The organism is Haloarcula halobia (assembly GCF_029338255.1).
In the GTDB taxonomy this organism is placed as follows: domain Archaea; phylum Halobacteriota; class Halobacteria; order Halobacteriales; family Haloarculaceae; genus Haloarcula; species Haloarcula halobia.
On sequence record NZ_CP119787.1, the window covers coordinates 1,252,324 to 1,278,967 of the forward strand.

The window sequence follows — 26,644 nt, forward strand, 5'->3', positions numbered from 1 at the left end:
CGTTCGACCACTACGGACGCCAGTGACAGACGACGAGTCAGCCGACGGGGACGGCTCGACGGACCCCGACGCAGACAGCGACCGACCCGTCGAACTCGACGCCGTCTACGACGCGTTCGACGCCGTCGGCCGGCCCCACCTGACGGCGACCGAGCTCTCGCGGAAGACCGACCTCACGCCCGACGAGGCCCGCGAGGCGCTGGCGGCGCTCGCCGACGACGGACAGATACAGCGCCACGACGTCTCGGAGGCCGAGTCGGTCTGGTACCCCACCGACGTCGGCGAAGTGACGAAGCGCGAGCGGGTGATCCTCTTCCCGGACCGCCGTGAGATCGTCGTCGAGCACCCCGAGCAGTTCACCCGCGCACAGCTCTCGCAGTTCGCCCGGTTACAGGACAGCAACCGCTCTGGCGGGTCGATTTACGAGATTCGCGAGGAGGACATCTGGGCCGCGCCACACGATTCGCTGGACGCGCTGCTGTCGACGATGCGGGACGTGCTGGGCGAGCGGTCGCCGCATCTCGAGGAGTGGGTGACGGGCCAGTGGGAACGCGCCCGGAAGTTCCGCCTGTACACCCACGAGGACGGCTACGTGGTCCTCGCGGCGGAGAACGACGACCTGATGGGCAACGTCGCCCGGCAGAAACTCGACGAGGACCACCTCCGGGCGCCGATATCGGACTCCGAGTCGTGGGTCAACGAGGACAGCACCGCCGAGATCAAGCGGGTCCTCTACGAGGCCGGCTATCCGGTCCGCGACGAGCGTGATCTGGAGACCGGCGACGCCCTCGAGATGGACCTCCTGCTCGGATTGCGGGACTACCAGCAGGACTGGGTCGAACGGTTCGTCGACCAGGGCTCGGGCGTGTTCGTCGGGCCGCCTGGGTCGGGCAAGACCGTCGCGGCGATGGGTGTGATGGCCGCCGTCGGCGGCGAGACGCTGATACTCGTGCCCTCGCGGGAACTGGCGACCCAGTGGCACGACGAACTGGTGCGCCACACCTCGCTCTCCGACGACGACATCGGCGAGTACCACGGCGGCGAGAAGTCGATTCGCCCCGTCACCATCGCCACCTATCGGACGGCGGGGATGGACCGCCACCGGAAACTGTTCGACCAGCGCCGGTGGGGGCTCATCGTCTTCGACGAGGTGCATCACATCCCCTCGCCCATCCACCGCCGCAGTGCCGACCTCCAGACCAAACACCGCCTCGGCCTCACCGCGACGCCCACCAGGGAGAGCGACGACGAGGAGGAGATATTCACGCTCGTCGGCCCGCCCATCGGGACCGACTGGGGCAAGCTGTTCGACGAGGGCTACGTCGCCGAACCGGCGGTCGAGATACGGCTCGTGCCCTGGGGGACCGAGGACGAGCGGACCGAGTACGCGGCCACGTCGGGCCACGACCGCCGGCAGGCCGCCGCGTCGAACTCCGGCAAGGTCCCGGAGGTCCGCTACACGCTCGCCGAGCACCCCGCGGCGAAGGCGCTGGTGTTCGTCGAGTACCTAGACCAGGGACGGGCACTCAGCGAGGCGCTGGACGTGCCGTTCATCAGCGGGGAGATGCCACACGTCGAGCGTGAGCGGCTGTTCGGGGAGTTCCGCCGGGACGAACGCGACACGCTGGTCGTCTCCCGGGTCGGCGACGAGGGTATCGACCTGCCCGACGCGGAACTCGCCGTCGTCGCCTCCGGTCTGGGCGGGTCCCGCCGACAAGGGGCCCAGCGCGCCGGCCGGACCATGCGACCGGCGGGCGACGCGCGGATGATCCTGCTCGCCACGCGGGGCACCACGGAGGAGGACTTCGTCCGACGGCAGATGCGCCACCTCGCCTCGAAGGGCATCCAGGTCACCGAGACGGAGAGCGAGGCCGTCGAATCGCCAGCCGACGCGGAATAACCGGGTTCACTCCTCGAACCGCGTCGGGTCGCTCGCCGCGTGGACGACGTCCACGGCGGCCACGTTCTCGGGCACGTCGTGGACGCGAACGATGTCCGCGCCGCGCTCGGCGGCTACGGCGGTGGCGGCGACCGTCGCCGACCCCCGCTCGTCCGGGCCCCGACCGACGAGGCCGAACATCGATTTGTGGGAGTGGCCGACGAGCACCGGACAGCCAAGCGCCCGGAACTCGCCGAGTCGGTCCAGCAGCTCGAAGTCCTCGGCGGGCGACTTCCCGAAGCCCAGTCCCGGGTCGACGATGATCTGCTCGCGGTCCAGTCCCGCCTTCTCCGCCAGCAGGACCCGCTCTGTCAGCTGGTCGATGCAGTCCTCGACGACGTCGTCGTACTCGACGTCCGTGTCGGGGTCGACCGGCGTGTCGATGGAGTGCATCACGACCACGGGCACGTCGTGCTCGGCGGCGACCAGTCGCATCTCGGGGTCCTCGAGGCCCGAGACGTCGTTGAGGATGTCCGCGCCGGCGTCGAGTGCCGCGCGGGCGACGCTGGCCTTCCGGGTGTCGATGGAGATGGCCACGTCCGTGTCGGAAAGCGCCTCGATGACCGGCACGACGCGCTCGCGCTCCTGCTCGGCGGGGACCGGGTCGGCCCCGGGCCGGGTGGACTCGCCCCCGACGTCGAGGATGTCGACGCCCGCCGCGACCATCGCCTCGGCGCGGTCGACGGCGTCCGCGACGTCGTCGTATTCGCCCCCGTCGTGGAAGGAGTCGGGCGTGACGTTCAGGATGCCCATGACGGCGGTGCCGTCGTCCCACGGATACGTCCGCTCCGGGGGCGGCTGCTGGATGCCCAGCGCGTCGCGCAGTTCCTCGCCGAACGTCGACAGGCCGTACGGTTGCCCCTCGAGTTTGTCGGTCAGCCGCTTGAACTGCGCCATCGTCGCCATCATCACGACGTCGACGTTCTCCTCGTCCTGGTTGTTCAGTCCGGAGATGGCACACTCCCCGCCCAGCGAGAGCAGTTCCTCCTTGAGGTACTGGGCCTGCCTGACCTGGACCCGCGTTCGCAGGACGCGGTGGACGGCCTTCCCGCGCATCCGCCAGGCTCCGGCGTCGGTGACGTCGGCGGCCTCGATGGTCGCGCGAGCCTCGGGAATCGAGTCGACGCGCTTGGGGACCATCGACCGCGACCACCGCGTCCGGGCCTCGCGGACGGCGTAGAGCGACCCGGTGACGAGGACGGCGTCGTCATCGCTGGCGGCGTCGAGCGCGATACCGAGTGCACCGGCGACGTCGGAGCGCGTCTCGACCGTGGCGTCGGTCGTCGATTCGATGGCCTCGGCGACGACCGACGTCGACTCCGCCCGGTCGACGTTGGGCTTGCAGGCCACGACGTGGTCGGCCGTCGAGAGAGCCGCCGCGATGCCGGTGTGGTCCTTGTCGACCATCGCGCCCACCACCACGTGCAGGTCGTCGTACGCGAACTCGTCGAGCGTCTCGACGACCCGCTCGACGCCGCCGGGGTTGTGCGCCCCGTCGAGGACGGTCAGGGGCGACTCGTCCATCACCTCGAAGCGGCCCGGCCAGTGTGCGTTCCGCAAGCCCCGGGCCAACTCGGCCGCCGAGACGCCCGCGATCTGCCGGCACAGCACTGCCGCGACCCCCGCGTTCAGTGCCTGGTGTTCGCCCAGCAACGGGAGGTGTGTCTCGGCGTGCCAGCCCGGCCCGTCGAGCGTGACGGCGGCCTCGAGGCCCTCGCGGCCGCGGTAGGTCACCGTCACGTCCGCCCCGGCCGCCTCGCCGACAGTCAGTACCTCGTCGGCGACGTCCCGGACCGCTTCCAGTGCCCGTCCCGTCGCGCCGGTCACCAGCGGCGCGTCGCCGGGCGCGACGTGGGCCTTGTCGCGGGCGATCTCCACGACGGTGTCGCCGAGGATGTCCGTGTGTTCGAGCGTCACCGACGTGACCGCGCTGGCGACGGGGTCGACGACGCTGGTGGCGTCGTGCTTGCCGCCGATGCCGACCTCCAGGACTGCCACGTCGACGTCCTGGCGGTCGAACTCCCAGAGCGCGAGCGCCGTCAGCGTCTCGAAGAACGTCGGCGAGTCGTTGGTCGCGCCCTGCGTGGTGAGATGGGGGCGCACCTCGGTGACGAACTCGACGAGGGCCGCCTTCGACAGCTTCCGGCCGTTGACCGTGACGCGCTCGCGAACGTCGTCCAGGTGCGGCGAGGTGTACCGGCCGACGTCCAGGCCCGCCTCCCTGAGCGTGCGCTCGACCATCCGGACGGTCGAGCCCTTCCCGTTGGAGCCGGCGACCTGGACACACCGCAGGTTCTCGTGGGGCTCGCCGAGTTCGGACAGCAGATCCCGCGTGGCGTCGGTGCCGGTCCCGGACGGGAACCGGCGCAACTCGAGGAGGAAGTTCGCGGCCTCGTGGAACTCCATGCACGCACAAATCGGAGCCGCGCGCTTTAGCCTGTCGGACCTACCGTTCGCCGCCCGTGTCACGCTGCGCCCACTTCACGACGGCCGCCGTGACGGCGAGAAAGCCCATCCCCAGCAGCGGCGCAACGTCGACTGACCCGGCCGCCCCGCTGGTCGGGTCCGCCGACGCCGCATCGTCTTCCGTCGCCGCCTGCACTCCGTCCGCCGGCCCGTCTCCCGCCGACCCCTCGCCTCCGGCCGGTGGCGCTTCGACGGCCGACGCTGTGCCAGCCGCGTCCGCGGACGGTCCAGCCGACGCCGCCTCCTCTCTCAGCACCGTCGACTCGGCCGTGTCGGTGAGTTCGACCGTCCGTGGCCTGCCGGTCGGCTCGCTCCCCCGGCCGGCCGCGACGTCGCCGGTGTCCGCTGTCGCCGTGTCCTCGTCGCTGTCGGGGCGCCACTCGTCGACGGGTTCGTCGACGCTGTCGACCATCGGTGGCTGGTCGGCCGCCTCGTCGGCGTTCCGGCGGCGGAGCCACCACAGCACGGCGCTCGCGACGCCGACCAGCAGGAACAGGACGCCCACGACCAGCAGGCCATACTCGCGGACGACCGGCGGCAGACGGTCCGTCGGGCCGCCCTCCGAATCGTCGTCAGTGCCGGCGCTCACGTCGACGGCGGTGTCGTTCGGTGGCGGCGTCTCCCCCGGCCCCGCCCTCCAGGCGTCGAAATCGTCTCTCTCGGCCGGCTCCCCGGACTCGTCGCCGACTGCGACACCCGGGACCCTCCGGAGTACGCGGGCGGCGGGGCCGACCTCCGTCTCGACCCTGACGAACGTGTAGTCTCTCATACGTGTTCTAACGGCCCGCCGGGACGTGAAGCTACCCCCGGTCGCGCTCGGTCAGCGTCTCGTGTTCCCGGCCGGTCCGCTCGGCCGACGCGGCGGGCGTCGACGGGGCCTCCTCGCCGGGCTCGCTCTCGAGCAGCGACTCGAGTTCGCGCTCCAGGCCGGCCTCCGAGAGGTCGCCGTCGACGTAGCGCCGGACCAGCTCCGCCCGACGCTCCTCGCGCGTCGGTTCGGGCGGTTCGAAGCGGTCCGCGAGACCCAGCGCCGACAGCGGCGGGAGGAGGCGCTCGAGCAGACGGACGGCGTCGGCTACGCCCTGGTGGGTCGGCAGCGACGCGCGCCGGCGCAGTTCCAGCGCGAGTGCCACCGCGAGCACGAGTGAGAGCCCGAACAACACGAGCGGCCCGAGGACGGCGAGCGCGACCGGCGCGAGTATCGGGCCGCCCGTGAGCAGCGTCGACAGCGTGGCGGCGGCCCCCACGAGGCCGAGGCCGACGGCTCCGGCGGTGGTCAGGACGACGCCGGCGAACAGCAGGAGGTGGCGGTTGTCGGCGACCCGGGACACGCGTCTAGCTACGGCCAGGACGGGCAAATGCGTTTGGCACCGGTCGGGGTCGTACCGGCGTCGACCGGCGGGCTCAGTCGTGGCGGAACGACCGCTGGCCGGTGAACACCATCGCCATGTCGTGCTCGTCGGCAGCCTCGACGACGCTCTCGTCGTTCTTGGACCCGCCGGGCTGGATGACCGCCTCGATGCCGGCCTCCGCGGCCGCCTCGATGCCGTCGGGGAACGGGAAGAACGCGTCGGAGGCCATCACGGCGCCCTCGGCGTCCTTGCCCTCGGCGTGCTCGTCGGCCTTCATCGCGGCCAGGCGGACGGCGTCGACGCGGGAGACCTGTCCCATGCCGATGCCGACCGTCTCGGTCCCTTTCGCGAACAGGATGCCGTTGGACTTGACGTGTTTCAGCGTGTGCCAGGCGAAGAGCATCGACTCGACCTGCTCGTCGGTCGGCTCGCGCTCGGTGACGACCTCCAGGTCGCCGGCGGTCAGGTGCTGGGTGTCGCGCTCCTGGACCAGCCGCCCCCCGACGAGGGGTTTCTCGGTGATGGTGTCGGTGACCTCGAAGTCGTCGGTGACCTCCAGGACGCGCAGGTTCTCCTTCTCGAAGAGGACGTCCAGCGCCGCGTCGGTGTACCCCGGCGCGACGACGACCTCCTTGAACGAGTCGACGATCTGCTCGGCGGTGTCGGCGTCACAGGTGCGGTTGAGCGCGACGATGCCGCCGAAGGCGCTCATCGGGTCCGTCGACAGCGCCCTCGCGTAGGCGTCGGCGAGCGTGTCGGCGGTCGCACAGCCCGCCGGGTTCGTGTGCTTGATGACCGCGGCCGCCGGTTCGTCGAACTCCTTGATGAGGTTCAAGGCGCCGTCGGCGTCGTTGTAGTTGTTGTACGACAGCGCCTTCGCGCCCTCGTTGAGCTGGTCGGCGTGGACGACGCTGGCCTCCGACACCGTGGTGTCGGCGTACAGTGCGGCGTCCTGGTGGGGGTTCTCCCCGTAGCGGAGGTCGGCGGCCCGGTCGTCCGAGACCAGACGGCGCGCGGGGAAGTTCCCGCCCACGTCGCCCTCGACCGAGACGGACCTGTCCTCGTAGTCGACCTCGACGCGGTCCTCGGCGAACCACTTGACGACGCGGGGGTAGGCGGTGAACTCCCCCTGGTAGAGGACGCGCTCTTTCAGGTCGTCGACGTCGTCGCCCTCCACGACTGGAATCGGCTCCTGCGTGACGATGGGGCCGCCGTCGACCGTCTCGTCGACGACGTGGACCGTACAGCCGGTGACCTTCACGCCCGCCTCGAGCACCTGCTCGTGGGCGTCCATGCCGGGGAAGTTCGGCAGGAGCGAGGGGTGGACGTTCAGCGTCGTCGGCGCCTCGTCGAGGAATTTCTCGCTGAGGACGCGCATGTACCCGTCGAGGGTCACCAGGTCGAAGTCGTACTCCGCGAGGGACTCGAGCACGCGCGCTTCGTGAGCCTCGCGGGCCTCGCCGTCGTCGCGTTCGACGACCTCGGTGGGGATACCGCGCTCGGCCGCCGCGTCGAGCACGGGTGCGTCGGCGTCGTTCGTCAGTACGACAGCGAACTCGGCCCCGCCCGGGGCCCGGTCCGCGATGTTCATGAGATTCCGGCCGCGGTTGCTGGCCATGCCGGCGAGTTTCATATCCGAGTGGGGGCGCGGACTGTGCAAAGTAGTTGCGAAACGGCCGCTCGACGACCCTCGCGACACCCACCGAACTGGCAATCGGGCTCGGTATCTCGGGACGGTCCCGTGCGTGACCGGGTTCCTGGCTCCTGTGAGCGGTCGCGGCGCCGCCGGCGTTCGCGTGTCGACGTGCATTTGTAGCCGGACCGACGAACGGCGAGTATGTCGAAACTGCGGTGTCAGTGGGCTGGCGCCGTCGCCGCGGTCGGGGGACTCGTCTGGGTCGGGTGGGCCGTCACGCTGGGACTGACCGGAGCCGAGACGGACCTCGTCCGGAGCGCCGTCGTCGTCTCGACGCTCGGCGTCGTCGCGGGCCACTACGCGGTCGAGACGTTCTACGGGGCGCGGATGAAACGGCCCGGCGTCGGCGGGACCTGGCTCGGTGCGCTCGGCGGCATCCTCTTTGCCGCCGGCCAGGCGCTGCGGGTCGTCACCGGCGGCGGGACCGTCCTCGTCGCGCTGGGCGTCCTCGCGCTGGTCGCCGGGTCGCTCCTGGCCGCCGTCGGCCTCGTGCGAACGCGCATCCAGCCGCCGTGGCTGGGCGTGTTGCTGGGCGCCGGGACCGTCGTCTTCCTGGGGTTCAGCGCCCAGCCCGCGACGGCGGTCCTCTACGGCCTGGCGTGGGTCGCCCTCGGGCAGGATCTCTACCGGTACGACCCGCCCGACGGCCGCTTCGGCGAGTCGGCGGCCGACTACGGCTGGCTCTCGTAGGCGCCGTTTGCATTCGACGCCACAACGCTAACGTGTCTTCCACGCGACGTGTCTGACGTGTCATCCGACGATACCGAGGACCCCGTGGCGGCGGCACTGTCCGGTTCGACCGACCTCTACGACGTCGCCGAGTGGGACCCCCGGTCGGGGCTCGACCGGTTCTCCGTGTCCATCCACGGGTTCCTGCACGCCTCGCGCCGCTGGCTCCTCATCGCGCTGGGTCTGGTCCTGTTCGTCGCGCAACTTGCCTTCGCCGGCCTGCTCGTCCTCCGGCAACCGTCGCTTGGCATCCTGGCGGCGCTCTCGGTGGTCCCGGCCTTGGCCATCGTCGGCTACCTCTGGTACGGCGACCCGACGATACGCGAACCCGTCGAGACGATGGCCGTCGTGTTCGTGCTGGCCATCCTGTTTGCGAGTTTCGCGGCGCTCGTCAACACCGTCCTCCAGCCGCTGTTCCAGTTGATCCCGGTCGTCGGGATGGCCGTGTTCTTCTTCGTCGTCGTCGGCCCGATCGAGGAGACGGTGAAGTGGCTCGGCGCCCGGGTCGGCGCGTTCGGCACTATCGAGTCGGTCGTCGACGGCGTCGTCTACGGGGCCGTGGCCGGACTGGGCTTTGCCACCATCGAGAACGCGCTGTACATCGTGCAGGGATACTCGCAGGCCATGTCGCTGGACAACGCCGAGCCGCTCCTGGCGGCCGTCCAGACGGCGACGAGTCGGGCGTTCGTCGGCCCGGGCCACGTGCTCTACTCCTCGATCGCCGGCTACTACCTGGGCCTGGCGAAGTTCAACCCCGAGCACAGAGGCCCCATCGTGGTGAAGGGCATCTTCATCGCGGCGGTCGTCCACGCCGTCTACAACACATCGGTCACGTACCTTCCACAGCTGGTGCCGTGGAACCTGGTGACCTTCGTCGGGTTCGTCGTCGCCTTCGACGCCGTCGTCGGTTACTTCGTCTACCGGAAACTCTCGCGGTACAAGCGCCTCTACCACCAGACCGAGGCCAGCGGCCACCACAGCGAGGGGGACCCGTCGGGTTCGGAGTCGGCCGACGCGTAACGACACGCTTTTTCGGACTTCCCGTGCACTCTCGGATATGACCGAGAGAGGGCCACTCGCCGCCGTGTCGCCGCTCGACGGACGGTACGCCCGCTACACCGACCCGCTCGTCCCGTACGCCAGCGAGCGTGCGCTCATGCGCGCCCGCGTGCAGGTCGAAGTCGAGTACCTGCTGGCGCTCGCCGACCTCGACGCGACGCCACTGACCATCGGCGACGACCAGCGCGCGACGCTTCGTTCGCTCTACGAGGCGTTCGACGACGAGGACGCGACCGTCGTCAAGCGACTCGAGACGGAGGGCTACGGCGAGTACGCCGCCACCAACCACGACGTGAAGGCAATCGAGTACTTCGTCCGCCTCGGGATGCCCGAGGAGCTGGACGCCGACCACTGGATCCACTTCGGCCTCACCAGCGAGGACGTCAACAACCTCGCCCACCGTCTGCTCGTCAAGCCCGCTGCCGAGGACGTGCTGGTCCCGGAACTGCGCGAGGTCCGCGACGCGCTGGTGGAGATGGCCCACGACTACGCCGACGTGCCGATGCTCGCCCGGACCCACGGCCAGCCCGCGACGCCGACGACGTTCGGCAAGGAGATGGCCGTCTACGCCTCCCGCCTTGGCCAGGCAATCGGGCGCATCGAGCGCGCGACCGACGACCTCTCGGGGAAACTCGCCGGCGCGTCGGGCACCTACGCCGCCCACCACGCGGCCTATCCGGACGTGGACTGGCCCGCGTTCTCGACGGCGTTCGTCGCGGACCTGGGACTGGAGCACGAACCGCTGACGACGCAGGTCAACCCCTGTGACGACCTCGCGGCGCTGTTCGACGCGCTCCGGGGAGCCAACAACGTCCTGCTGGACATGGACCTGGACATGTGGCTGTACGTCTCGGACCGCTACCTGGGCCAGGAGACCGTCGCGGGCGAGACGGGGTCCTCGACGATGCCCCACAAGGTCAACCCGATCGACTTCGAGAACAGCGAGGGGAACCTCTCGAAGGCCAACGCCGATCTGACCTTCCTCGGCGACTACGTCACGAGCTCGCGCCTCCAGCGTGACCTCTCGGACTCGACGGTCAAGCGGAACATCGGCGCGGCGTTCGCCCACTGTCTCGTCGGCTACCGCAAGTGCCAGAACGGCCTGGCGAAGGTCGTCCCCAACGAGCAGGTGATGCTGGACGATCTGGACGACACGCCCGAGATCATCGGCGAGGCGGTCCAGACCATCCTCCGCCGCGAGGGCCACGACGACGCCTACGAGCAGGTCAAGAAGGCAACCCGCGGCCGCGAGGTGACGATGGCCGACTTCGAGGCGATGATCGCGGACCTCGACGTCGACGAGGCGGTGCGCGCGGAGCTCGAGGCCCTGACCCCGTCGGGCTACACCGGCATCGCACGGGACCTGGCCGAGGACGTCTGATACTGCCGGCTGTACGTTCGTCACAGCTCTCGGAACCCCGGGGGGTGCCGAGTATTTTCTAAATGTTACAGCCGGCAGTATGGGCGGCGAACGGAAAGAGTCACCACGCGCTCGGCCGTAGCCGCGACAACCGATGGTCCTCGGTACAGACAGTCGAGTCATCACCCTGGGGTTGGCCCGCATGGCCGACGCCCTGGGGAACTCCTTTCTCATCATCGTCCTCCCGCTGTACATCGCCAGCGGGCAGATATCGCTGGCCGGCATCGTGGGGACGAGCGTCTTCGGCTTCGTCCTCCAGACGGAGACGCTCATCGGCCTCGTCCTCTCGCTGTTTGGCCTGCTCAACAGCTTCGGACAGCCGTTCACGGGGCGAGTCTCCGACCGGACCGGTCGACGCCGGATATTCGTCCTCGTGGGGCTTGCGATCTTCGCGGTCGGGAGCGCGGCCTACCCCTTCCTCACGAGTTACTGGAGCGTCCTGGTCGCCCGGGCGCTCCAGGGCATCGGCGCCGCGTTCACCATCCCCGCGACGGTGGCGCTGGTCAACGACTACGCGGAGAGCGACGCCGAGCGCGGGGGCAACTTCGGCGTGTTCAACACGTTCCGGCTCGTCGGCTTCGGGTTCGGTCCCATCATCGCCGGCGTGGTCATCACGGGCGGACTCGCCGCACGGGACGTCGTCACGTACTCGCTGTTCGGGTCGACCGTCTCGGGGTTCACCGCGGCCTTCGCCGTCGCCGTCCTGGGGGCGGTGGTGAGTTTCGTGCTGGTCTTCCTGCTCATCGCCGACCCGCCCGCGGCCGCCAACGCCGCGAGCAAGAACCTCGCTATCGCCGTCCGGGACCCGAACGGCCGGGGGCTCGACTCGGTGTTCGTCCTCGGCGTCGGCACCTTCCTGATGGCGACGACCATCGCGCTCTTTGCCACGCTGGAGGGGCCCATCCGGATGCGCCTAGACGAGTCGACGTTCATGTTCAGCGTCCAGTTCGCTGCCGTCGTCATCGCCAACGTCGTCTTCCAGGTGCCCATCGGCCGGGCCAGCGACCGGTTCGGCCGCCGCCCGTTCGTCGTCGCCGGGTTCGTCGTCCTCGTCCCGTCGGTGTTCGCCCAGGGTGTCGTCACCGACCCGTGGCTGATGCTGCTGGCCCGCTTCGTCCAGGGCATCGGCGTGGCGCTCGTCTTCGCACCGTCCCTGGCGCTGGCCGGCGACCTGGCGGGCGAGCGCGGGTCGGGGACGACCCTCTCGGTGCTGACGATGGCCTTCGGCCTCGGCGTCGCCGCCGGCCCGCTGGCCTCGGGGCTCCTCTTTAACTTCGGCGGGTTCAGCACCCCCTTCACCGTCGGCGCTGGCCTGGCGGTCGTCGCGCTGGCCCTGACCTACTCGCAGGTCGAGGAGACGCTGGAGGTCTGACGCTCAGAACTCGTCGATGACGGGTATCCCCAGCGTGTCGTAGTCGGTCATCGCCGCGAGTTTCTCGGGGGTCTCCTCGAGCGAGACCGTCTCGGAGACGATCTTCGCCGGGTCGATGCGCCCGCCCTCGATGAAGCGGAACAGCTCGTCGTAGCGGGCCGGCGACATGCCGATGGCGCCGACGACCGACAGCTCCTCGCCGACGATGCGGTCGGTGGGGAGCGCCACCTGACCGCCCTCGCTACTGGTCGTCAGCCCGATCTGGACGTGCTGGCCCCGCGTCCGCAGGCAGTTGACGGAGTTCTGGCACGTCGTCGCGATACCGAGCGCGTCCACCGAGACGTGCGCGCCCCCGTCCGTGATGGCGCGTATCTCGCCGGGCACGTCGTCGGTCGCGTCGGCGTCGACCGTCGCCCTGGCCCCGAGTCGCTCGGCGAAGTCCAGCTTCTCCGCAAAGAGGTCGACCGCGACCACGTTCGCGCCCAGCGCCGCCGCGATGTGGACCGCCGACAGGCCGACCCCGCCACAGCCGTGGACGGCCACCCAGTCGCCGGCGTCGACGTCGGCCTGGTGGACGAGTCCGTGGAAGGCAGTCATGAACCGACAGCCAAGGCCGGCCATGTCCACCGAGGAGACGCTGTCGGGCAACTGGACGACGTTGACGTCGGCGTCCGGGATGTGGAGCTGCTCCGCGAAGGCACCCGGGACCGCCGGCGCCAGGCCGAGTGCGAGGCCGTTCTCACAGAGGTTCGCGTGGCCCGTCCGGCACTGGTGACAGGTGCCGTCGGCGAGGTTGAACGGGACCGTCACGTGGTCGCCCTCGCGGACGCGCTCGACCTCGTCGCCGACCGCGCGGACGATGCCCGCAGGTTCGTGGCCCAGCACGTGCCCGGGGGCCAGGCCCCGCTCCGCCCAGACTGGGTCCCCCTGCCACGCGTGCCAGTCGCTCCGGCAGATGCCACACGCCTCCAGTTCGATGACGACTCCCTCGGGGTCCGGTGTCGGCGGGTCAACCGTCCTGACCTCCAGCGGTTCACCGTGACCGGTGAAGACAACTGCGCGCATACCCGGACCTGGTCGCCCGACCGAATAATAGTATGCCCAGTCGCGCCGGGAGGTCCGACCGCGACCCCCTCAGACCAATCGCTCGATGCTCTCTCTGAGCGCGCGAGCGGCGGCCCTGACCTCGGAGAGCCGGACGTACTCGCGCTCGGAGTGAGCCACCGCACCGACGTCGTCGGTCAGGTCGCCGGGACCGAAGACCACCGTCGGCGCCCGCTCGGCGAAGTACGAGGCCTCCGTCGCCGCGCCGAAGGGTCGGACTGCGCCGCCGCTGGCACGCTGGAGGACCCGGACGACCTCGGCGTCCTCGTCGGTCGCGAACGCCTCGGGGAAGGGGGTGTCGGGCCGGACGAGGTCCACCGAGAGCCCCATCGGTCCCGGGAGCCACTGCGCGAGGTGGGTCTCTAGGTCGGCACAGAACTCGCCGCTGGTCTCGGGCGGGACGGAGCGCCGGTCGAAGGTGATGACACACTCGGCGGGCACCTGGTTGGTCGCCTCGCCGCCCTCGATCATCGACGGGGTGAGCGTCGCCCGGCCGAGCGTCTCGTGCTCGGCGGGGCCGCTCACTCGCGGTTCCGTCCCGTCACCGCTCGTGCCTTCCGAGGCGCGCTGCGCCTCGCGTTCCTCGTCGTACGTCTCCATCGCCTGCAGGACGGGCGCGGCCGCCCGGATGGCGTTCATGCCGCTGGCCGGGTCGGCGGCGTGGGCGCTCTCGCCGCGGATGGTCACCGTCCCCTCGAACTGCCCGCGAGCGGCGGTACAGACGTCGAGCCCAGTCGGCTCGCCGACGATGACGGCGTCGGCGTCGCTGTCCTCGGCGAGATGCGCGCCGCCGGTCTGGGTCGTCTCCTCGTCGATGGAGACGGCCAGCGTCACGCGCCCGGCGTCCGGCGAGACGGTGACGAAGGCGTCCAGTAGTGCCGCGAGCGACCCCTTCGCGTCACACGCCCCGCGGCCGCAGGCCACGTCGCCTGCGTCTCGTGGCTGCCGGCCGCTCGACTGGTCCGAGGCGGTCGCCTCGCCCCCCTCGTCGCCACTCCCGTCGACCCGCTCGTCCAGGCCGGGCGGTTCGGCCCGCCGCTCGTACGGGAGGTGTGGCGGGACGGTGTCGATGTGCGTGTTCAGGAGGAGGTGGGTCCCGTCGCCGTCGCCCCGCGTCGCGCGGACGTTCCCCAGGTCGTCGACCGTCCCCTCGATTCCCTCGGCGTCGAGTGTCTCGAGGAGGTACTCGCGCATCTCGCCGACGTCCTCGTGGGAGGGGACGTCGACGGCCTCGCGGTGGAACGTCTCGAGATCGAAGGTCGTCGTCACGCCTGTTCCACCCGTGTGACGTCCTCGAGCGTCTCTCGTTCCCTGACGATCCGCGCCTCGCCGCGTTCGATGGCGACCTCCGCCGGACGGGGCTGGGAGTGGAACTGGTTGGCCAGTTCGTAGCCGTACGCGCCGGCGTTCCCGATCGCCAGCAGGTCCGTTCGCTCGGGCCGGGCGATCGGTCGGTCGGTACAGAACACGTCCGCGCTCGTACAGCAGGGCCCGCCCACCGACACCGGTTCGGCCTCGCGCTCGGGGGCGCTGACGTTCCGGATGGGGTGGTACGACCCGAACATCGCCGGGCGGATCAGCGTCGCGAGCGAGGCGTCGACGCCGACGACTGTCGTCGCCGGCGTCTCCTTGACCGTGTTGACCTCGGTGAGGATGCACTCGGCGTCGGCGACGACGTAGCGTCCCGGTTCGAGTTTGATCTGTGCGTCCAGGTCGCCGACCGCGTCCCGGACCTTCTCGCCGACGACCTGCATGTCGAGTGGCTCCTCGTCCTCGCGGTACGGGACGCCGAAGCCGCCACCGAAGTCGACGAACTCCAGGTCGCCCACCCCGTCGATGACGGTCCGGCCCATGTCCGCGACCTTCGCGATGGCCCGGCAGTGATCGTCCAGGTCGTCGTGGAGGACGCCGCTGCCGGCGTGGGCGTGGAGTCCCACGAGGTCGAACCGCTCTGCGACGTCTTCGGCGACTTCGGGCACCTGCTCGTAGGGGATGCCGAACTTCGCGTCCTTGCCGGTCGCGACCTTCTCGTGGTGCCCGGTGCCGATGCCGGGGTTGACGCGGATGGCGACCCGGCCGTCGTAGCCCCGCGCCTCGAGTCGGTCGAACGTGTCGCGCGCGCCGGCGGTGATGGTCAGCCCCGGGTGGGCCGCAGCGAGGTCCGTCGCGTAGTCGAGGTCGTGGTCCGGGGGGTTGACCGCGGTGTACTGGAGCGTCCCCGGCGGCGCGCCGGCGTCGATGGCCCGCTGGAGTTCCCCCCAGGCGGCACACTCGATGTCCGCGCCGGTCTCGAGCAGTTTCGAGAGCACCGCCTGGCCCGTGTGGGCCTTCGCGGCGTACATCACGTGGGCGTCGGGGAACGCCGCCGAGAACCGCTCGTAGTTCTCGGCGACCCGATCCAGGTCCAGCACGTACAGCGGTGTCCCGTGTTCGACAGCGAGCCGTTCGAGGAGCCCGTGGTCCCAGTCCGCGAGACGGCGGACCGGCGGCGAGGCGTCGTTCATTGGCAGAACCACGCCTCGCCGCGTAACAAGAGTTGCGCTCTCGGAGCGAGTGGCCGGGCGTTTCGACGCCGCTGGGACCCTCGTTCGCACCGTCGGCCGTGGTCGTGACTCCGCTGCTCGCTTTCCGAGGGTTTCGCTGCGCTCGCGCTCTCGCTAGTCCCGGAGCGCGTCTTCTCGCTCGGTCGCCTCCAGCGTCTCCTCCTCGACGTCGGTGGCGACGACGGCGGGCTTGTAGGCCCCGCCCGGAATCAGATCGTGTTCGCCGACCGATGAGTCGACGAACCGCTGGAAGGCCCGGCGCTCGGGCGGGAGTTCGCCGTACAGCACCTCGTCCTCGACGAGGTCGTAGACGGGGATGCGCGGGGTCAACAGCGTGTTCTCGCCGACGACGCTGCCCTCGCCGACGACGAACCCGGAGGTGACCCGACAGCCGGCACCCAGCGAGACGTCGTCCTCGACGATGACCGGCGCGCTCTCGACCGGTTCGAGGACGCCGCCGATGAGGGTGTTCGCGCCGAGTTTGACGTCCTCGCCGATCTGCGCACAGGAGCCGACCGTGTCACAGGAGTCGACGAGCGTCCCGTCGCCGACGTGCGCACCGATGTTGACGAAGGAGGGTGACATCATGATGCAGTCCTCGCCGAGGTAGGCCCCGCGGCGGATGGTCGTCCCGTCGGGCGTGTTCCGAGTCCCGCGCTCGCCCAGGTCCTCGGTGTCTCGCAGGGGCAGGACGTCGTGGTATGTGACGCCGCCGTACTGGCGCTCGTAGGTCCGCCGGAACGCGAAGTTCAGCAGGATGCCCCGCTTGACCCACTCGTTGACCTGCCACTCGCCGTCGACCTTCTTCGCGGCGCGAATCTCGCCGGTCTCCAGCGCCGTGAGGAAGGCATCGAGCGTATCCAGCTGCGGCGGTTCGACGTCCTCGACGGTCGCGCCACCTTCGTAGGCCGTCCACAGGTCCTCGACGTTCCCTTCGAGGTCTTGTCCGAGCATTGGTGTCCGTGTGTATCCCCTCCCGGAGTATAGCCTCCGGGGATTCCGAACGGCGGTTCGGGATATATTCTCGGCCGGATCGTCGCGGTAACGGCGCAACAGAATGGGGCGGCCGGCCACCCGACTCCGGCGGCGCTTAAGAGCACAGCTCTTCCGTAGCCGGGCGCGTCACAGAACGATCCACACGAGATTCACCGATAGCGGAGTGAGTCAGCCGGTCCGTACGAGTGGGAAGCATCGACGTCCCTATCGGGAACTGCTCTCGGTCGTATTTCCTGTGAGGTCTCGTGCCGTATCTACCCACTCGTGTTCTGGGAATGGCGCGGGTCGTACGCTGTAGGTGTAACGATACGGACCCCCCTCTGCGTCCTTCGTGATATCGTAGGCGTAGATGATTCCATCTTCGAGGCCGAGCTGGAGCGTTCCGTTGATCGCTGGTGGGGCCTGGGAGTCCGGACGCGTCCCGGTCACCCGGTACGTGATGACTGGGACGCCGTGATGCGTCGTCGTATTGATCGCCTCCCAGGTGTAGGAATCGACGACCATCGTGTGGCGACCGATGTTCGTGGGCGCGATCTGTCCGTAGCGCGGGTCGTATCGGTAGTACGCGTCAGTCGTGTTGTCGTAGACGAACGCCGGGTCCGACCTGAACTGCTCGCGCTGGTGTTCCGGGAGACTGTCGGCTGGTTGGTAGAACACGTAGGTCGTCCCGTTGCGATAGACTTTGGCGTCGTGCCAGCGGTCAGCGATTATCTCTCCCGTCGTGGCGTTGATGTAGTACTCGCCTTCTACGAGTCGGCGCTCGGAGGGGGCAGCATAGAGGATTGCGTACGACTCCCAGTATCTACGCGGCGTGTGAGTCAGATTGGCGTCGTCGGCGCCGAGAGTCGAGAAGTTGATGTGGTCCGGTCCTGCTCCAGGGGGATACGTCTGGTCGGAATCGAGGGGCTCTGATGGGCCAGACCAGACGCCGAGGAGGGCGACGGAAGCGACGACTATTACCACGAGTATGAGCGAGCCAACGACGAGGTCGTGCCGGTTCATACAGGGCACGACTCCCGCTGGCAGGTTATGCATACGTGAAGCTCAAACCGATTTTTGTGTGACGGAGTGGCACTATCCTGTTCGAGGAGACCCACCAGCGCCGCTGTGCTGACCGTCTGCCAGGGTTTTGATGCCGTCTCCGTGATGTGGTCCGTCAGAACGTGCTCGCCGCTGGGGACGACGCGAGGCCCACAACGAAGGGGAGAGACCGTGATTCGTGGGGCTCTCTGCCGGTTATGAACCGACGACTTCGCCAAAGCGGTACCAGTCGGCTTCGCGTCCGTCGACCCACGCGGCGGCGTCGAGCGCGCCGGCGGCGAAGACGGCCCGGTCCTCCGCGCGGTGCGAGAGCGAGAGCACCTCGTCGTTGCCCGCCAGGACGAGCTCGTGCTCGCCGCGGATGTCGCCGGCACGGCGGGCGAAGACGCCGATCTCGTCGGCCTCGCGCGGGGCGTGGCCCTCGCGGCCGTAGACTGGTTGGACGTCGCGTTCCTCCTGTACCACGTCGAGGATGGTGTTCGCGGTGCCCGAGGGTGCGTCGACCTTCTGGTTGTGATGCGTCTCCATCAGTTCGAGGTCGTAGTCGTCCAGCGCGCGCACCGCCTCGCGGACGGTCCGCTGGAGGACCTGGATGCCCCGCGAGAAGTTGGTCGCCTTGAGCACGGCGACCCGCTCGCTGATATCCTTCAGTTGTGCCATCTCCTCCTCTTCGAAGCCGGTGGTGCCGACGACGAGCGCGACCCCGGCGTCGGCACAGGCTTCGGCCAGCGAGAGCGTCGATTCGGGGATCGAGAAGTCGACGACGACGTCGACATCGTGCTCGGCGAGCGTTGCTGCTACGTCGTCGGCGACGATGGGGACGCCCTGGTACTCGCCTGCCTCGACGTCGAAGCCGACGACGATCTCGAGGTCATCGCGGTCGGCCGCGGTGTCGACGACCGTCTGCCCCATCCGGCCGGCCGCGCCGTTGACGGCGACCCGCGTCATCGTTCGACCTCCGCGTACTCGTCCTCGAGGTCCTCGGTCTCCAGGACTGTGAGCACGTCACGGAGGTGGTCGAGGTGTTCGTCCGAGAGTCGCGTCAGGGGCGAACGCACGTGCGCCGGGCCGTAGCCCCGGATGCGCATGGCCTCCTTGACCGGGATGGGGTTGGTCTCGACGAACATCGCGCGGAACAGCGGCCCCAGTTCGTGGTGGATCGCGCGGGCGCGCTCGAAGTCGCCCGACAGCGCCGCACCGACCATCGCACAGGTCCGCTCGGGTTCGACGTTCGCGGCCACGGAGATACAGCCCGTGCCGCCGACCGAGAGCATCGGGAGCGTCATCCCGTCGTCGCCCGAGAGCACCGCGAACTCCTCGTCGCGCGTGCGCTCGATGATCTCGGAGATCTGGTTCATGTCGCCGCTGGCGGCCTTGTACGCCTGGATGTTCGGATGCTCGGCCAGTTCGACGGCCGTGTCCGGCTCGATGTTCTGGCCGGTCCGCGAGGGGACGTTGTAGACGATCTGCGGGACGTCCACCGCGTCGGCGATGGCGGTGTAGTGCTCTATGAACCCCTGCTGTTCGGGCTTGTTGTAGTACGGCGAGATGAGCAGGAGGGCGTCGGCGCCGGCGTCGGCCGCTCGGCGCGACAGGGAGAGCGCCTCGCGGGTGTTGTTCGACCCGGTGCCGGCGATGACGGGCACGTCGTCGACGGCGTCGATGACGGCCTCGACGACCTCGACGTGTTCGTCGTGGGTCATCGTCGCCGACTCGCCGGTCGAGCCCGCGGGAACGAGCCCGTCGACGCCCGCTTCTTCGAGCCGCTGGGCGTCTCGCTGGAGTGTCTCGAAGTCGATGCTGCGGTCCTCGTCGTCGTGGAACGGCGTGCACATCGCGGGAAACACGCCGTGGAAGTCGATGTCGGTCATTGCTGAGTTGTGTCGTGTCGCTGTGGGATATGTCGTCCGGTCTGTCCTCGAGAACTCGACCCGGGACGGGGCGCCACGCCCGCCGCGAGCCGCTAGAACGAGTGTTTGCGTTTCGGCGGGGAGACGACGCGCTCGCCGGCGGCAGTCCCAGCGACCGGGACGGGGAGGCGTCGTCGCATACGAGAACCTGTCTATCCAGACGGTGTTAATAGTTCTGCTCCGCGTCCGGGCGGTCGCGCCGCTGGAGCGCTCGTCGCCGCTCTCGGGGGTCTGTCGGAAAATGCGTCGCTCTGGTGTCTCGCTGCCGGGCTCGGTCGTCGGACTCGGTCCCGCCGTCCGCGCTGACCGCGTCGCCGGGGTGGGACCGACCGGACCTGTTCGAGCCGACGGAGGTGGGTCGGCCGTCGACGTTCTTCGTCACGCAGTCCTCGCCGCCCCAGCCCGGGGCGACGCCGATGGTGAGCGCCCCGCATCGCCCCAGGAGAGCGCCCCGGGCGAACGCTGATTCCGGGTGGCACGGAGACGGTGTCGAGTCCGAAAACCTATCTTTCCGGCGGCGCAATCCGCGCCTATGACCGTCACGCATCCGGGACAGCGCGTCGCCGTGCTGGCCGACGCGCAGAATCTCTATCACACCGCCCGGAGTCTCTACACGCGCAACATCGACTACGCAGCACTCCTGGAAGAGGCCGTCAGCGGCCGCGAGCTGTCCAGGGCCATCGCCTACGTCATCCGTGCCGACTCGCCCGAGGAGGAGTCCTTCTTCGATGCGCTCGTCGACATCGGTTTCGAGACCCGCATCAAGGACATCAAGACGTTCCAGGACGGGTCGAAGAAGGCCGACTGGGACGTGGGGATGAGCCTCGACGCCGTCACGCTGGCGAAGCACAACGACGCAGTCGTCCTCTGTACCGGCGACGGTGACTTCGCCCGCCTGTGTCGCTACCTGCGCCACGAGGGCTGTCGGGCCGAGGCGATGGGCTTCGCGGAGTCGTCCTCCGAGGACCTGATAGAGGCTGTCGACGGCTTCGTCGACATGAGCGACGACCCCGACCGGTTCCTGCTGTAGGATCGACTGGTCGAGTCGGTTCGAGCGGCAGAACGTGGTTATCGGACGTTCAGACCGGGCGACCGTCTTCGGAGGTCCCGATCAGCAGTGCGCCCGCCGCCAGGCCGAGCGCGGCGATGGTGGCACCGAACAGCGGTACCGAGACGTCGAGGGGACCGGTCCCCAGGATGAGCGCCGTACTGGCCGCCAGCAGGACCCCGCCCACGAGTACTTTTCGCTTGTCTGTTGCCATTGTAGTGGCCACTTAGACGTCATCCGGTATAAAATTCCCCAAAACCACCCGACGGGCGTACGATAGACGGTCACACACTACACAAAAAATGGTGATGGTCTGCCTGCGTGGTTTTCCCGCGCCCGCCCGCGGACCGAAAGTCGGTTGTCGCCGGGGCGTCGAGGACGGACGATGACCGACCGCGAGTTCCGGAGCCTCCGCCGCGCCGCCGACTACCAGTTCGGCCGCGGCGCGGGCGCGACGCTCTTTCCGGCCCCCGACGCTATCGAGGTGACCCACACCAGTTCCGGCCGCCCCCGACAGGTCCTGGCCGACAGCGGCCGGCTGGCTACCTACGGCACCGACGGCCGCTACACCCTCGGGGTCGCCGGCGGACGCCGCCTCCTCGATGGGTTCGACGCGCCACGCCACCGCGTCGTCGTCGGCGACGAGAGCGAACCGTTCGTCCGTGAGGGGCGCAACGCCTTCGCGAAGTTCGTCCAGGACGCCGACCGGGACCTGCGGCCGGGCGACGAGGCGCTCGTGGTCCACGCCGAGGGCCACCTGCTCGCGGTGGGCCGTGTGGAACTGCCCGGCCACGGCATGGCCGACTTCGACACCGGGATGGCCGTGAAGGTGCGCCACGGGGCCGACGACGCCTGATCGCCACAGAAGACCTTTACTACGACCGTCGGAACCGCCGGTATGCGCCGCCGCCAGGTCCTTGCCACCCTCGCCCTCACCACTGTGTCGCTCGCTGGCTGTTCCGCACCGGGAACGCCCGGAACCGACGACGGGACGGCTACCGACGCGCGGACCCGAACCACGACGTCGGAGCCGCCCACCACCGAACCCACGTCGACGACCGACGTCACACCGGACCCCGACGACCCCATCGCGGTCGACCTCCGGAACACCACCGAGCGGGAACTGATTGTCGAGGTCACGATCACGCGCGCCGAGGAGACGGTGTTCGAACAGGCCACCACCGTCGCTGCTGGCGGGACACAGCAACTCGACACCGGAATCAGTCAGACCGGGTCCTACGAGGTGACCGTCGCTATCGAGGGCGGGCCGTCGGAGACGGACCCGTTCCCCGTCGGACCCTACGACATTCGGATGGGTTCAAACGCCATCGTGGAACTCTCGATGGACGGGATTCGGATGTACTTCGAAGAGTAAGGACCCGAGAGGCTCCGGAGTCCGCAGTACTGCCGGCCGCTGGTCTCAGGTCGACTCGTCCCCGTGAATCTGCTCGCCCCGGAACAGCCGGTGGGCGATGGTGAACGTCTGTTCTCGCTCCCGGCGGGTCGGGAAGTGTGCGGCCATGTAGCGCGCCGTCGCAATCAGGGGCACTCGACGCTCGCGGTCGCTCTCGGCGTGGTCGGACTGTCGGAACGCCGCCTCGACGTTCTGGAGGGTGTGGAAGCTGGAGTCTTCGCGCAGTAGCCCCTCGCCGAAGGTGCGTTTCAGTGACAGGTCGGCAGGCCGTCCTCGACGGTGCCCTTCGCCAGTGGAAAGCCCATGTGCGGACACCGGTTGTCGACGGCGTACACCTCCTCCTCGTGGTGGAAGAGCGCGACGGTGTGGCCGCCGGCGTCGGCGACGTCGTGGCCCTCCCGTTCCAGCGTCGCGAGGTCCGCGACCGCAACGAGTTGGTCGGACGACATACCCGACGTTCGGCACGGATTCACAAGGTCCTTCCGCCGGGGTCACGCGCTCGTGCCGTTGACGAGCGGCACCGTCGCCAGCGTCTCGGTCCGGGTGTCCGGCGCGCCGAGGGGGCGGCCGGTCCAGACGACGGCGACGGTGTCGCCGGCCTCGAGGTGGAAGCCCACGGTCGCGTCGCCGTCGTGGAAGTCACCGTCGCCGTCGCTGTCGACCCGCGGGTCGTCGACGACGAACTGCGCGCCCTCGCCGACCGGGAGCGCCGACTCGTCGGCCCAGACCACCGTGGTCGTGGCGTTCCGGTCGGCGTCGGTGACGGCGACGGCCAGTTCGTCCGTCGCGGTCCCGGTGAGCCGATCGCCGCCGGCGTGGGTGAGCGTCACCGCCCCCGTCTCGGCGTCGAACTCGGCCTCGACGACGACGTCGGGGGAGTCGGTCCGCAGATCGGCCCCCGGGCCGACGACCAGGCCGGCCAGGGCGACCACCGCGAGCACCGCCAGCCCCCAGACTGCCAGTCGCTCGAGTGGCAGCGCCGCGCGCGCGTCGGTCGGTCCGGCCGGACTCATTGGTCGAACTGTCTGTCGGGGTGCAGATAAGTTTCCCGCCCTGCGTGCGCCGCGGTCATTCGGGGGACGGCACCGGCGTCGCGGGTCGCACTTGCCTCTCGACCGAGAGCCGTTCTATTCAAGTATCTCAATACGGTATCTGCCCACAACGAATGAGCCAGGACTTCTACGAGATACTGGGTGTCTCCCGCGACGCCTCTGAGGACGAGATCAAGGAGGCCTACCGGGAGAAAGCCCGGGAGTTCCACCCGGACGTCAGCGACGATCCGAACGCCGAGGAGAAGTTCAAGAAGGCCAAGAAGGCAAAGGAGGTGCTCACCGACGAGGAGAAGCGCCAGATGTACGACCAGGTGGGCCACGAGCGCTTCGAGCAGGCCCAGAAGCGCGGTGGCGTCGGTGGCGGCGGCGCCGGCGGGGCCGGCGGCATGGGCGGCGACCCCTTCGGCGGGGCCGGCGGCTTCGACATGCAGGACATCTTCGACCAGTTCTTCGGCGGCGGGGGCGGTCGCGGCGGCAATCGACCCCGCCAGGGCCAGGACCTCCAGACGCGCATGGAGATCGACCTCGAGGAGGCCTACCACGGCGCGAACAAGCAGCTCTCGGTCACGCGCCCGGAGACCTGCGGGGAGTGTGACGGCGCCGGCCACCCGCCCGGGACCGACTCCCGGACCTGTCCGGAGTGTAACGGCCAGGGACAGACCACCCGCGTCCAGCAGACGCCGATGGGCCGCGTCCAGCAGACGGCGACCTGCCGGCGCTGCGAGGGCGAGGGCGAACTCTACGAGGAGACCTGTGGGACCTGCGGCGGCGACGGCGTCGTCCGGAACGAGGCGACCCTGGAGGTCGAGATCCCGGCCGGCATCTCCGACGGACAGACCCTCCGGATGGAACGTGAGGGTGCCCCCGGCGAACGCGGCGGGCCCAACGGCGACCTGCTCATCGAGGTCACCGTCCGCGACCACCCGGACTTCGAGCGCGACGGCGACGACCTCTCTCACCAGCACGCCATCTCGTTCCCGCAGGCGGTCTTCGGCGACACCATCACCGTCCCGACCATCGACGGCGAGGTGGAGGTCGACGTCCCCGGCGGCACCCAGAGCGGCGAGGTCTTCCGCCTCCAGGGCAAAGGGATGCCCCGCCTGCGCCGCCGCGGCCACGGGGACCTCTACGTCCAGGTCCAGGTCGTCACGCCCGAGGACCTGAACACGGAACAGCAGGAAGCCCTCGAGCAGTTCGCCGAGGCCGGCGGCGAGGAGGTCGACGTCGAGGAGGGCTTCTTCGAGAAGCTCAAGAACTCTTTGTAAGTCGTCGTCTCCGATTCTGTAGCGGCTTCTCTGACAGTCAGAAAGCCCCCAAGGGACCAACGGTCCCTCGCTGCCTTTCAGTCCCGCCCCACGACTGGTGACCAGCCGTTAGCGGGTGGGACTGAAAGGGGCGACCCGCTGGACTCGGGGGACTCGTTGCGCTCCGCACTCACGACGTTCGTTGCGGTGCTTACGTCGTCCGCCTTCGTCCAGCGGGTCGGGGCTTTCTGGCTGTTCACGTTCGAACCCACTGTTACGCCCATCACTCCACCAATCGCGAGCCACTCGTCGCGCTTTTGGCCGTCCCCGCCCAACCGGCGCCCATGCAAACGCTGCGAGAGCTCGTCGCCGCCGGTCGCGAGCGCGAGGGTGTCCTGTTCACGTCGCCAGAGCGCGCCGCGCCTTACAGTTACCGGGACTTCTGTACGAACGCCTGGAAGGCGGGCAACCTCATGCGCCACTACGGCGTGCGCCACGGGACCCGCGTCGCGGTGGTCGCCGGACCGAAGAACCCGACCGATGAGGACGAACCCGGTGTGCTCCGTGACGGGCCCGACGCGCTGCTGGCGGTGCTGGCCGCGACGCTTGACGGCGCCGTCGTCGACCTGGACCCGCCGGGGGCCGTGGACGCGACGGCGCTCGTCTCGCCGGCGAACTGGCTCGACCGGTACGAACTGGCACCGGGGACGAAGGCGCTGGCCTACGGCGGGCCCAGCGACGACCCCACGGTGGCGCAGTTCGAGCGCGAACTCTGGAGCGAGAACCCGCTCCAGCCGCCGGGCGAGGTGGGGCCCGCCGACGCCGCGCTGGCGGGCGACCGGACCTACACCCACGGCGACCTGCTGGCGGCGGCCCAGCGCGTCGTCGAGGACTACGGCGTCGACGCCGGGACGGCCGTCGCGCTCCGGGCGCCGGTCACCACCGCGGGCGCGCTCGTCGGCGGCCTCATCGCCCCGATGCGCGTTGGCGCGACGGTGCTGCTCGGCGGCGACGAGCCTGCGGACCTCGCGGTCGCACCCGACGACGACGTGCCCGAGTCGACGGTGGTCCGGCCGGCCGACGTCTCAGTGTGAGACGCGATACAGGGCACTGACAGATGTGCGTCGAGAGGGGGCCGGAGACGCCAGTCCGGTGTGGCGGCTCGTCACCCCGGTTCCGCGCTGCCGCTCGTCGGTTGGCTACCCGGCCGGTCCGGTTTCTCAAGGGTTTTGTCCGTTCGGTCGCAACACCGGGTATGGAGTACGACTTCACGCGCTCGGTGGTGCCCCTCGTCGTGATCGTGGCCGTCGCGACGGTCGCGCTCACAGCCATGATGACCCCTTCGACGGTGTTCATGATGGTCCTCCCCTCGATGATCGTCTTCTCGGTCGTCGCGTTCTTCTTCGGGATGAAACACGGCGAGTTCCGCGCCAGTCCGTAGCGGTCCGGGTCGGTCGCCGGGCGCCGCTTCGTCGAAGTCTCAAAACGGCCGAGCGGCTGCTGCCGTCACTCGGTCGGTCGCACGACGTCGGCGAGCGTCACCAGCAGCCCCAGTAGCCAGCCGACCGGGAACGAGAAGCCGAGCCACATCAGGACGTAGGCGGCCCCCTCGCGCTCGAAGTTCTGGACGAAGAACTGGGCGATGCGGTTCGAGTCCAGCAGGTCAAAGAGGATGTAGCGTGCCAGCGCGTCGCTTCCGGGCAGGACGACCTGGGCGACGGCCGTCGAGAACAGCGCCGCGACCACCGGGGGCAGGAAGATGGCGGTCATCGCCAGCGGGAAGGCGAGCAGGACGGTCGTCGCGCGCCCACCGACGCTCCGGAAGCCGACGGCCAGCGCGGCCGAGAGCGTCGCGACGCCGCCGGCGATGGCGATGGCGGTGAACCCGCCGGCGATGAGGTCCAGTTCGAACCGGGCCAGCGCCACCAGCCCGCCCCAGACGAGCAGCGAGAGCACCACGACGCCGACGAGGCCGAGTCGCGTCGCCGTGCCGCCGATGCGCCGCGTCTGGAAGCGGACGACGGTCCCGAACAGGACCAGCGGGTAGATGATCGCGACGACGGGCATCCCCAGCGCGGCCCAGGCCCGGTAGAGGAGCATCCCGGCCTGGCTGTCGGGTGTCCACGTTCCGAGGACCGTATCCCGTGCGCCGCGCTGCCGTGGATAGACCAGTTCCATCCACGTCTCGTGTAACCGACGGAGGTCGAAGCGCATCGCGCCGACGATCCCCTGGTTCCCGGTAGACATACACCAGGGTTT

Annotated in this window: 26 protein-coding genes and 1 pseudogene; 11 read left to right on the top strand and 16 right to left on the bottom strand. The window is 69.5% G+C overall.

Annotation, left to right across the window (positions count from 1 at the left end; all coding sequences use genetic code 11):
* Positions 1-22 precede the first annotated feature (22 nt).
* Positions 23-1,900: a DEAD/DEAH box helicase gene (locus tag P1K88_RS06635; RefSeq protein WP_276413541.1), complete on the top strand. Its 1,878-nt coding sequence runs from the start codon at positions 23-25 to the stop codon at positions 1,898-1,900.
* Between the two features lie 6 nt (positions 1,901-1,906).
* Here the strand turns inward: P1K88_RS06635 and folP are convergent, their stop codons facing one another.
* The 4 genes from folP to purH form a co-directional block, all read right to left on the bottom strand.
* The gene (gene folP, locus P1K88_RS06640; RefSeq protein ID WP_276413543.1) at positions 1,907-4,345 is read right to left on the bottom strand and encodes a dihydropteroate synthase; all 2,439 of its coding nucleotides are present in this window, start codon (positions 4,343-4,345) and stop codon (positions 1,907-1,909) included.
* Positions 4,346-4,385: 40 nt separating this feature from the next.
* Positions 4,386-5,174 carry a hypothetical protein gene (locus P1K88_RS06645; RefSeq protein WP_276413545.1) on the bottom strand — a complete coding sequence of 263 codons (789 nt, stop codon included), beginning with the start codon at positions 5,172-5,174 and terminating at the stop codon, positions 4,386-4,388.
* Positions 5,175-5,205: 31 nt separating this feature from the next.
* On the bottom strand, positions 5,206-5,736 hold the full coding sequence (locus tag P1K88_RS06650) for a hypothetical protein (protein ID WP_276413547.1): 531 nt from the start codon (positions 5,734-5,736) through the stop codon (positions 5,206-5,208).
* A gap of 73 nt (positions 5,737-5,809) precedes the next feature.
* A complete protein-coding gene (gene purH, locus P1K88_RS06655) occupies positions 5,810-7,390 on the bottom strand; it encodes a bifunctional phosphoribosylaminoimidazolecarboxamide formyltransferase/IMP cyclohydrolase (RefSeq protein ID WP_276413548.1) in 1,581 nt (526 codons plus the stop codon).
* 204 nt (positions 7,391-7,594) lie between these two features.
* Between purH and P1K88_RS06660 the strand changes: the two genes are divergently transcribed.
* The 4 genes from P1K88_RS06660 to P1K88_RS06675 all read left to right on the top strand — a co-directional run bounded on the left by P1K88_RS06660 (position 7,595) and on the right by P1K88_RS06675 (position 12,033).
* Positions 7,595-8,143 carry a hypothetical protein gene (locus P1K88_RS06660; protein WP_276413550.1) on the top strand — a complete coding sequence of 183 codons (549 nt, stop codon included), beginning with the start codon at positions 7,595-7,597 and terminating at the stop codon, positions 8,141-8,143.
* Between the two features lie 57 nt (positions 8,144-8,200).
* Positions 8,201-9,202 (top strand): PrsW family intramembrane metalloprotease, encoded by a 1,002-nt coding sequence (locus P1K88_RS06665; RefSeq protein WP_276413552.1) that lies wholly within the window; start codon positions 8,201-8,203, stop codon positions 9,200-9,202.
* Positions 9,203-9,239: 37 nt separating this feature from the next.
* Complete coding sequence (gene purB / locus P1K88_RS06670; protein ID WP_276413553.1) at positions 9,240-10,622, top strand: adenylosuccinate lyase; 1,383 nt, start codon at positions 9,240-9,242, stop codon at positions 10,620-10,622.
* A 133-nt stretch (positions 10,623-10,755) separates the two neighbouring features.
* On the top strand, positions 10,756-12,033 hold the full coding sequence (locus P1K88_RS06675) for an MFS transporter (RefSeq protein WP_276413555.1): 1,278 nt from the start codon (positions 10,756-10,758) through the stop codon (positions 12,031-12,033).
* A 3-nt stretch (positions 12,034-12,036) separates the two neighbouring features.
* Here P1K88_RS06675 and P1K88_RS06680 read toward each other — a convergent pair whose 3' ends face one another.
* The 7 genes from P1K88_RS06680 to dapA form a co-directional block, all read right to left on the bottom strand.
* Complete coding sequence (locus P1K88_RS06680) at positions 12,037-13,098, bottom strand: zinc-dependent alcohol dehydrogenase family protein (RefSeq protein ID WP_276413557.1); 1,062 nt, start codon at positions 13,096-13,098, stop codon at positions 12,037-12,039.
* Positions 13,099-13,167: 69 nt separating this feature from the next.
* The gene (locus P1K88_RS06685) at positions 13,168-14,406 is read right to left on the bottom strand and encodes a M20 family metallopeptidase (RefSeq protein WP_276413559.1); all 1,239 of its coding nucleotides are present in this window, start codon (positions 14,404-14,406) and stop codon (positions 13,168-13,170) included.
* On the bottom strand, positions 14,403-15,641 hold the full coding sequence (lysA, locus tag P1K88_RS06690; protein ID WP_276413561.1) for a diaminopimelate decarboxylase: 1,239 nt from the start codon (positions 15,639-15,641) through the stop codon (positions 14,403-14,405). The genes P1K88_RS06685 and lysA overlap by 4 nt, the downstream gene beginning before the upstream one ends.
* A 153-nt stretch (positions 15,642-15,794) precedes the next feature.
* Positions 15,795-16,634 carry a 2,3,4,5-tetrahydropyridine-2,6-dicarboxylate N-succinyltransferase gene (locus P1K88_RS06695; RefSeq protein ID WP_276413563.1) on the bottom strand — a complete coding sequence of 280 codons (840 nt, stop codon included), beginning with the start codon at positions 16,632-16,634 and terminating at the stop codon, positions 15,795-15,797.
* A gap of 246 nt (positions 16,635-16,880) precedes the next feature.
* Positions 16,881-17,678 (bottom strand): hypothetical protein, encoded by a 798-nt coding sequence (locus P1K88_RS06700; protein ID WP_276413565.1) that lies wholly within the window; start codon positions 17,676-17,678, stop codon positions 16,881-16,883.
* A 234-nt stretch (positions 17,679-17,912) separates the two neighbouring features.
* The gene (dapB, locus tag P1K88_RS06705) at positions 17,913-18,665 is read right to left on the bottom strand and encodes a 4-hydroxy-tetrahydrodipicolinate reductase (RefSeq protein WP_276413567.1); all 753 of its coding nucleotides are present in this window, start codon (positions 18,663-18,665) and stop codon (positions 17,913-17,915) included.
* Complete coding sequence (dapA, locus tag P1K88_RS06710) at positions 18,662-19,588, bottom strand: 4-hydroxy-tetrahydrodipicolinate synthase (protein ID WP_276413569.1); 927 nt, start codon at positions 19,586-19,588, stop codon at positions 18,662-18,664. Before dapA ends, dapB begins: the two co-directional genes overlap by 4 nt.
* 571 nt (positions 19,589-20,159) lie before the next feature.
* Here dapA and P1K88_RS06715 point away from each other — a divergent pair.
* On the top strand, positions 20,160-20,657 hold the full coding sequence (locus P1K88_RS06715) for a LabA-like NYN domain-containing protein (RefSeq protein WP_276413571.1): 498 nt from the start codon (positions 20,160-20,162) through the stop codon (positions 20,655-20,657).
* Positions 20,658-20,706: 49 nt separating this feature from the next.
* On the opposite strand, the gene P1K88_RS06720 is transcribed toward P1K88_RS06715, so the two are convergent.
* Positions 20,707-20,889 (bottom strand): hypothetical protein, encoded by a 183-nt coding sequence (locus P1K88_RS06720; protein ID WP_276413573.1) that lies wholly within the window; start codon positions 20,887-20,889, stop codon positions 20,707-20,709.
* Positions 20,890-21,060: 171 nt separating this feature from the next.
* On the opposite strand from P1K88_RS06720, the gene P1K88_RS06725 reads away from it, so the two are divergent.
* Both P1K88_RS06725 and P1K88_RS06730 read left to right on the top strand, forming a co-directional pair.
* Entirely contained in the window at positions 21,061-21,531 is a 471-nt protein-coding gene (locus P1K88_RS06725; protein ID WP_276413575.1) for a PUA domain-containing protein, read from the top strand.
* 42 nt (positions 21,532-21,573) lie between these two features.
* Entirely contained in the window at positions 21,574-22,050 is a 477-nt protein-coding gene (locus P1K88_RS06730) for an Ig-like domain-containing protein (protein WP_276413577.1), read from the top strand.
* A gap of 45 nt (positions 22,051-22,095) precedes the next feature.
* On the opposite strand, the pseudogene P1K88_RS06735 reads toward P1K88_RS06730, so the two are convergent.
* The 3 genes and pseudogenes from P1K88_RS06735 to P1K88_RS06745 all read right to left on the bottom strand — a co-directional run.
* Positions 22,096-22,362 (bottom strand): annotated as a pseudogene (locus tag P1K88_RS06735) (Rieske (2Fe-2S) protein); the annotation flags it as partial.
* Positions 22,338-22,538, bottom strand: a complete 201-nt coding sequence (locus P1K88_RS06740; protein ID WP_276413581.1) for a Rieske (2Fe-2S) protein — start codon at positions 22,536-22,538, stop codon at positions 22,338-22,340. The pseudogene P1K88_RS06735 and the gene P1K88_RS06740, both read right to left, overlap by 25 nt.
* Positions 22,539-22,580: 42 nt before the next feature.
* Positions 22,581-23,102 (bottom strand): hypothetical protein, encoded by a 522-nt coding sequence (locus tag P1K88_RS06745; protein WP_276413583.1) that lies wholly within the window; start codon positions 23,100-23,102, stop codon positions 22,581-22,583.
* A 152-nt stretch (positions 23,103-23,254) separates the two neighbouring features.
* Here P1K88_RS06745 and dnaJ point away from each other — a divergent pair, with 152 nt between their 5' ends.
* From dnaJ to P1K88_RS06760, 3 genes are all read left to right on the top strand, one after another.
* The gene (dnaJ, locus tag P1K88_RS06750) at positions 23,255-24,406 is read left to right on the top strand and encodes a molecular chaperone DnaJ (protein ID WP_276413585.1); all 1,152 of its coding nucleotides are present in this window, start codon (positions 23,255-23,257) and stop codon (positions 24,404-24,406) included.
* A 323-nt stretch (positions 24,407-24,729) separates the two neighbouring features.
* A complete protein-coding gene (locus tag P1K88_RS06755) occupies positions 24,730-25,479 on the top strand; it encodes a hypothetical protein (RefSeq protein WP_276413587.1) in 750 nt (249 codons plus the stop codon).
* 161 nt (positions 25,480-25,640) lie between these two features.
* Positions 25,641-25,826, top strand: coding sequence for a DUF7333 family protein (locus tag P1K88_RS06760; RefSeq protein WP_276276651.1), 186 nt, complete (start codon positions 25,641-25,643; stop codon positions 25,824-25,826).
* A 65-nt stretch (positions 25,827-25,891) separates the two neighbouring features.
* On the opposite strand, the gene P1K88_RS06765 is transcribed toward P1K88_RS06760, so the two are convergent.
* Positions 25,892-26,632 carry a hypothetical protein gene (locus P1K88_RS06765; RefSeq protein WP_276413589.1) on the bottom strand — a complete coding sequence of 247 codons (741 nt, stop codon included), beginning with the start codon at positions 26,630-26,632 and terminating at the stop codon, positions 25,892-25,894.
* Between the last annotated feature and the right edge of the window lie 12 nt (positions 26,633-26,644).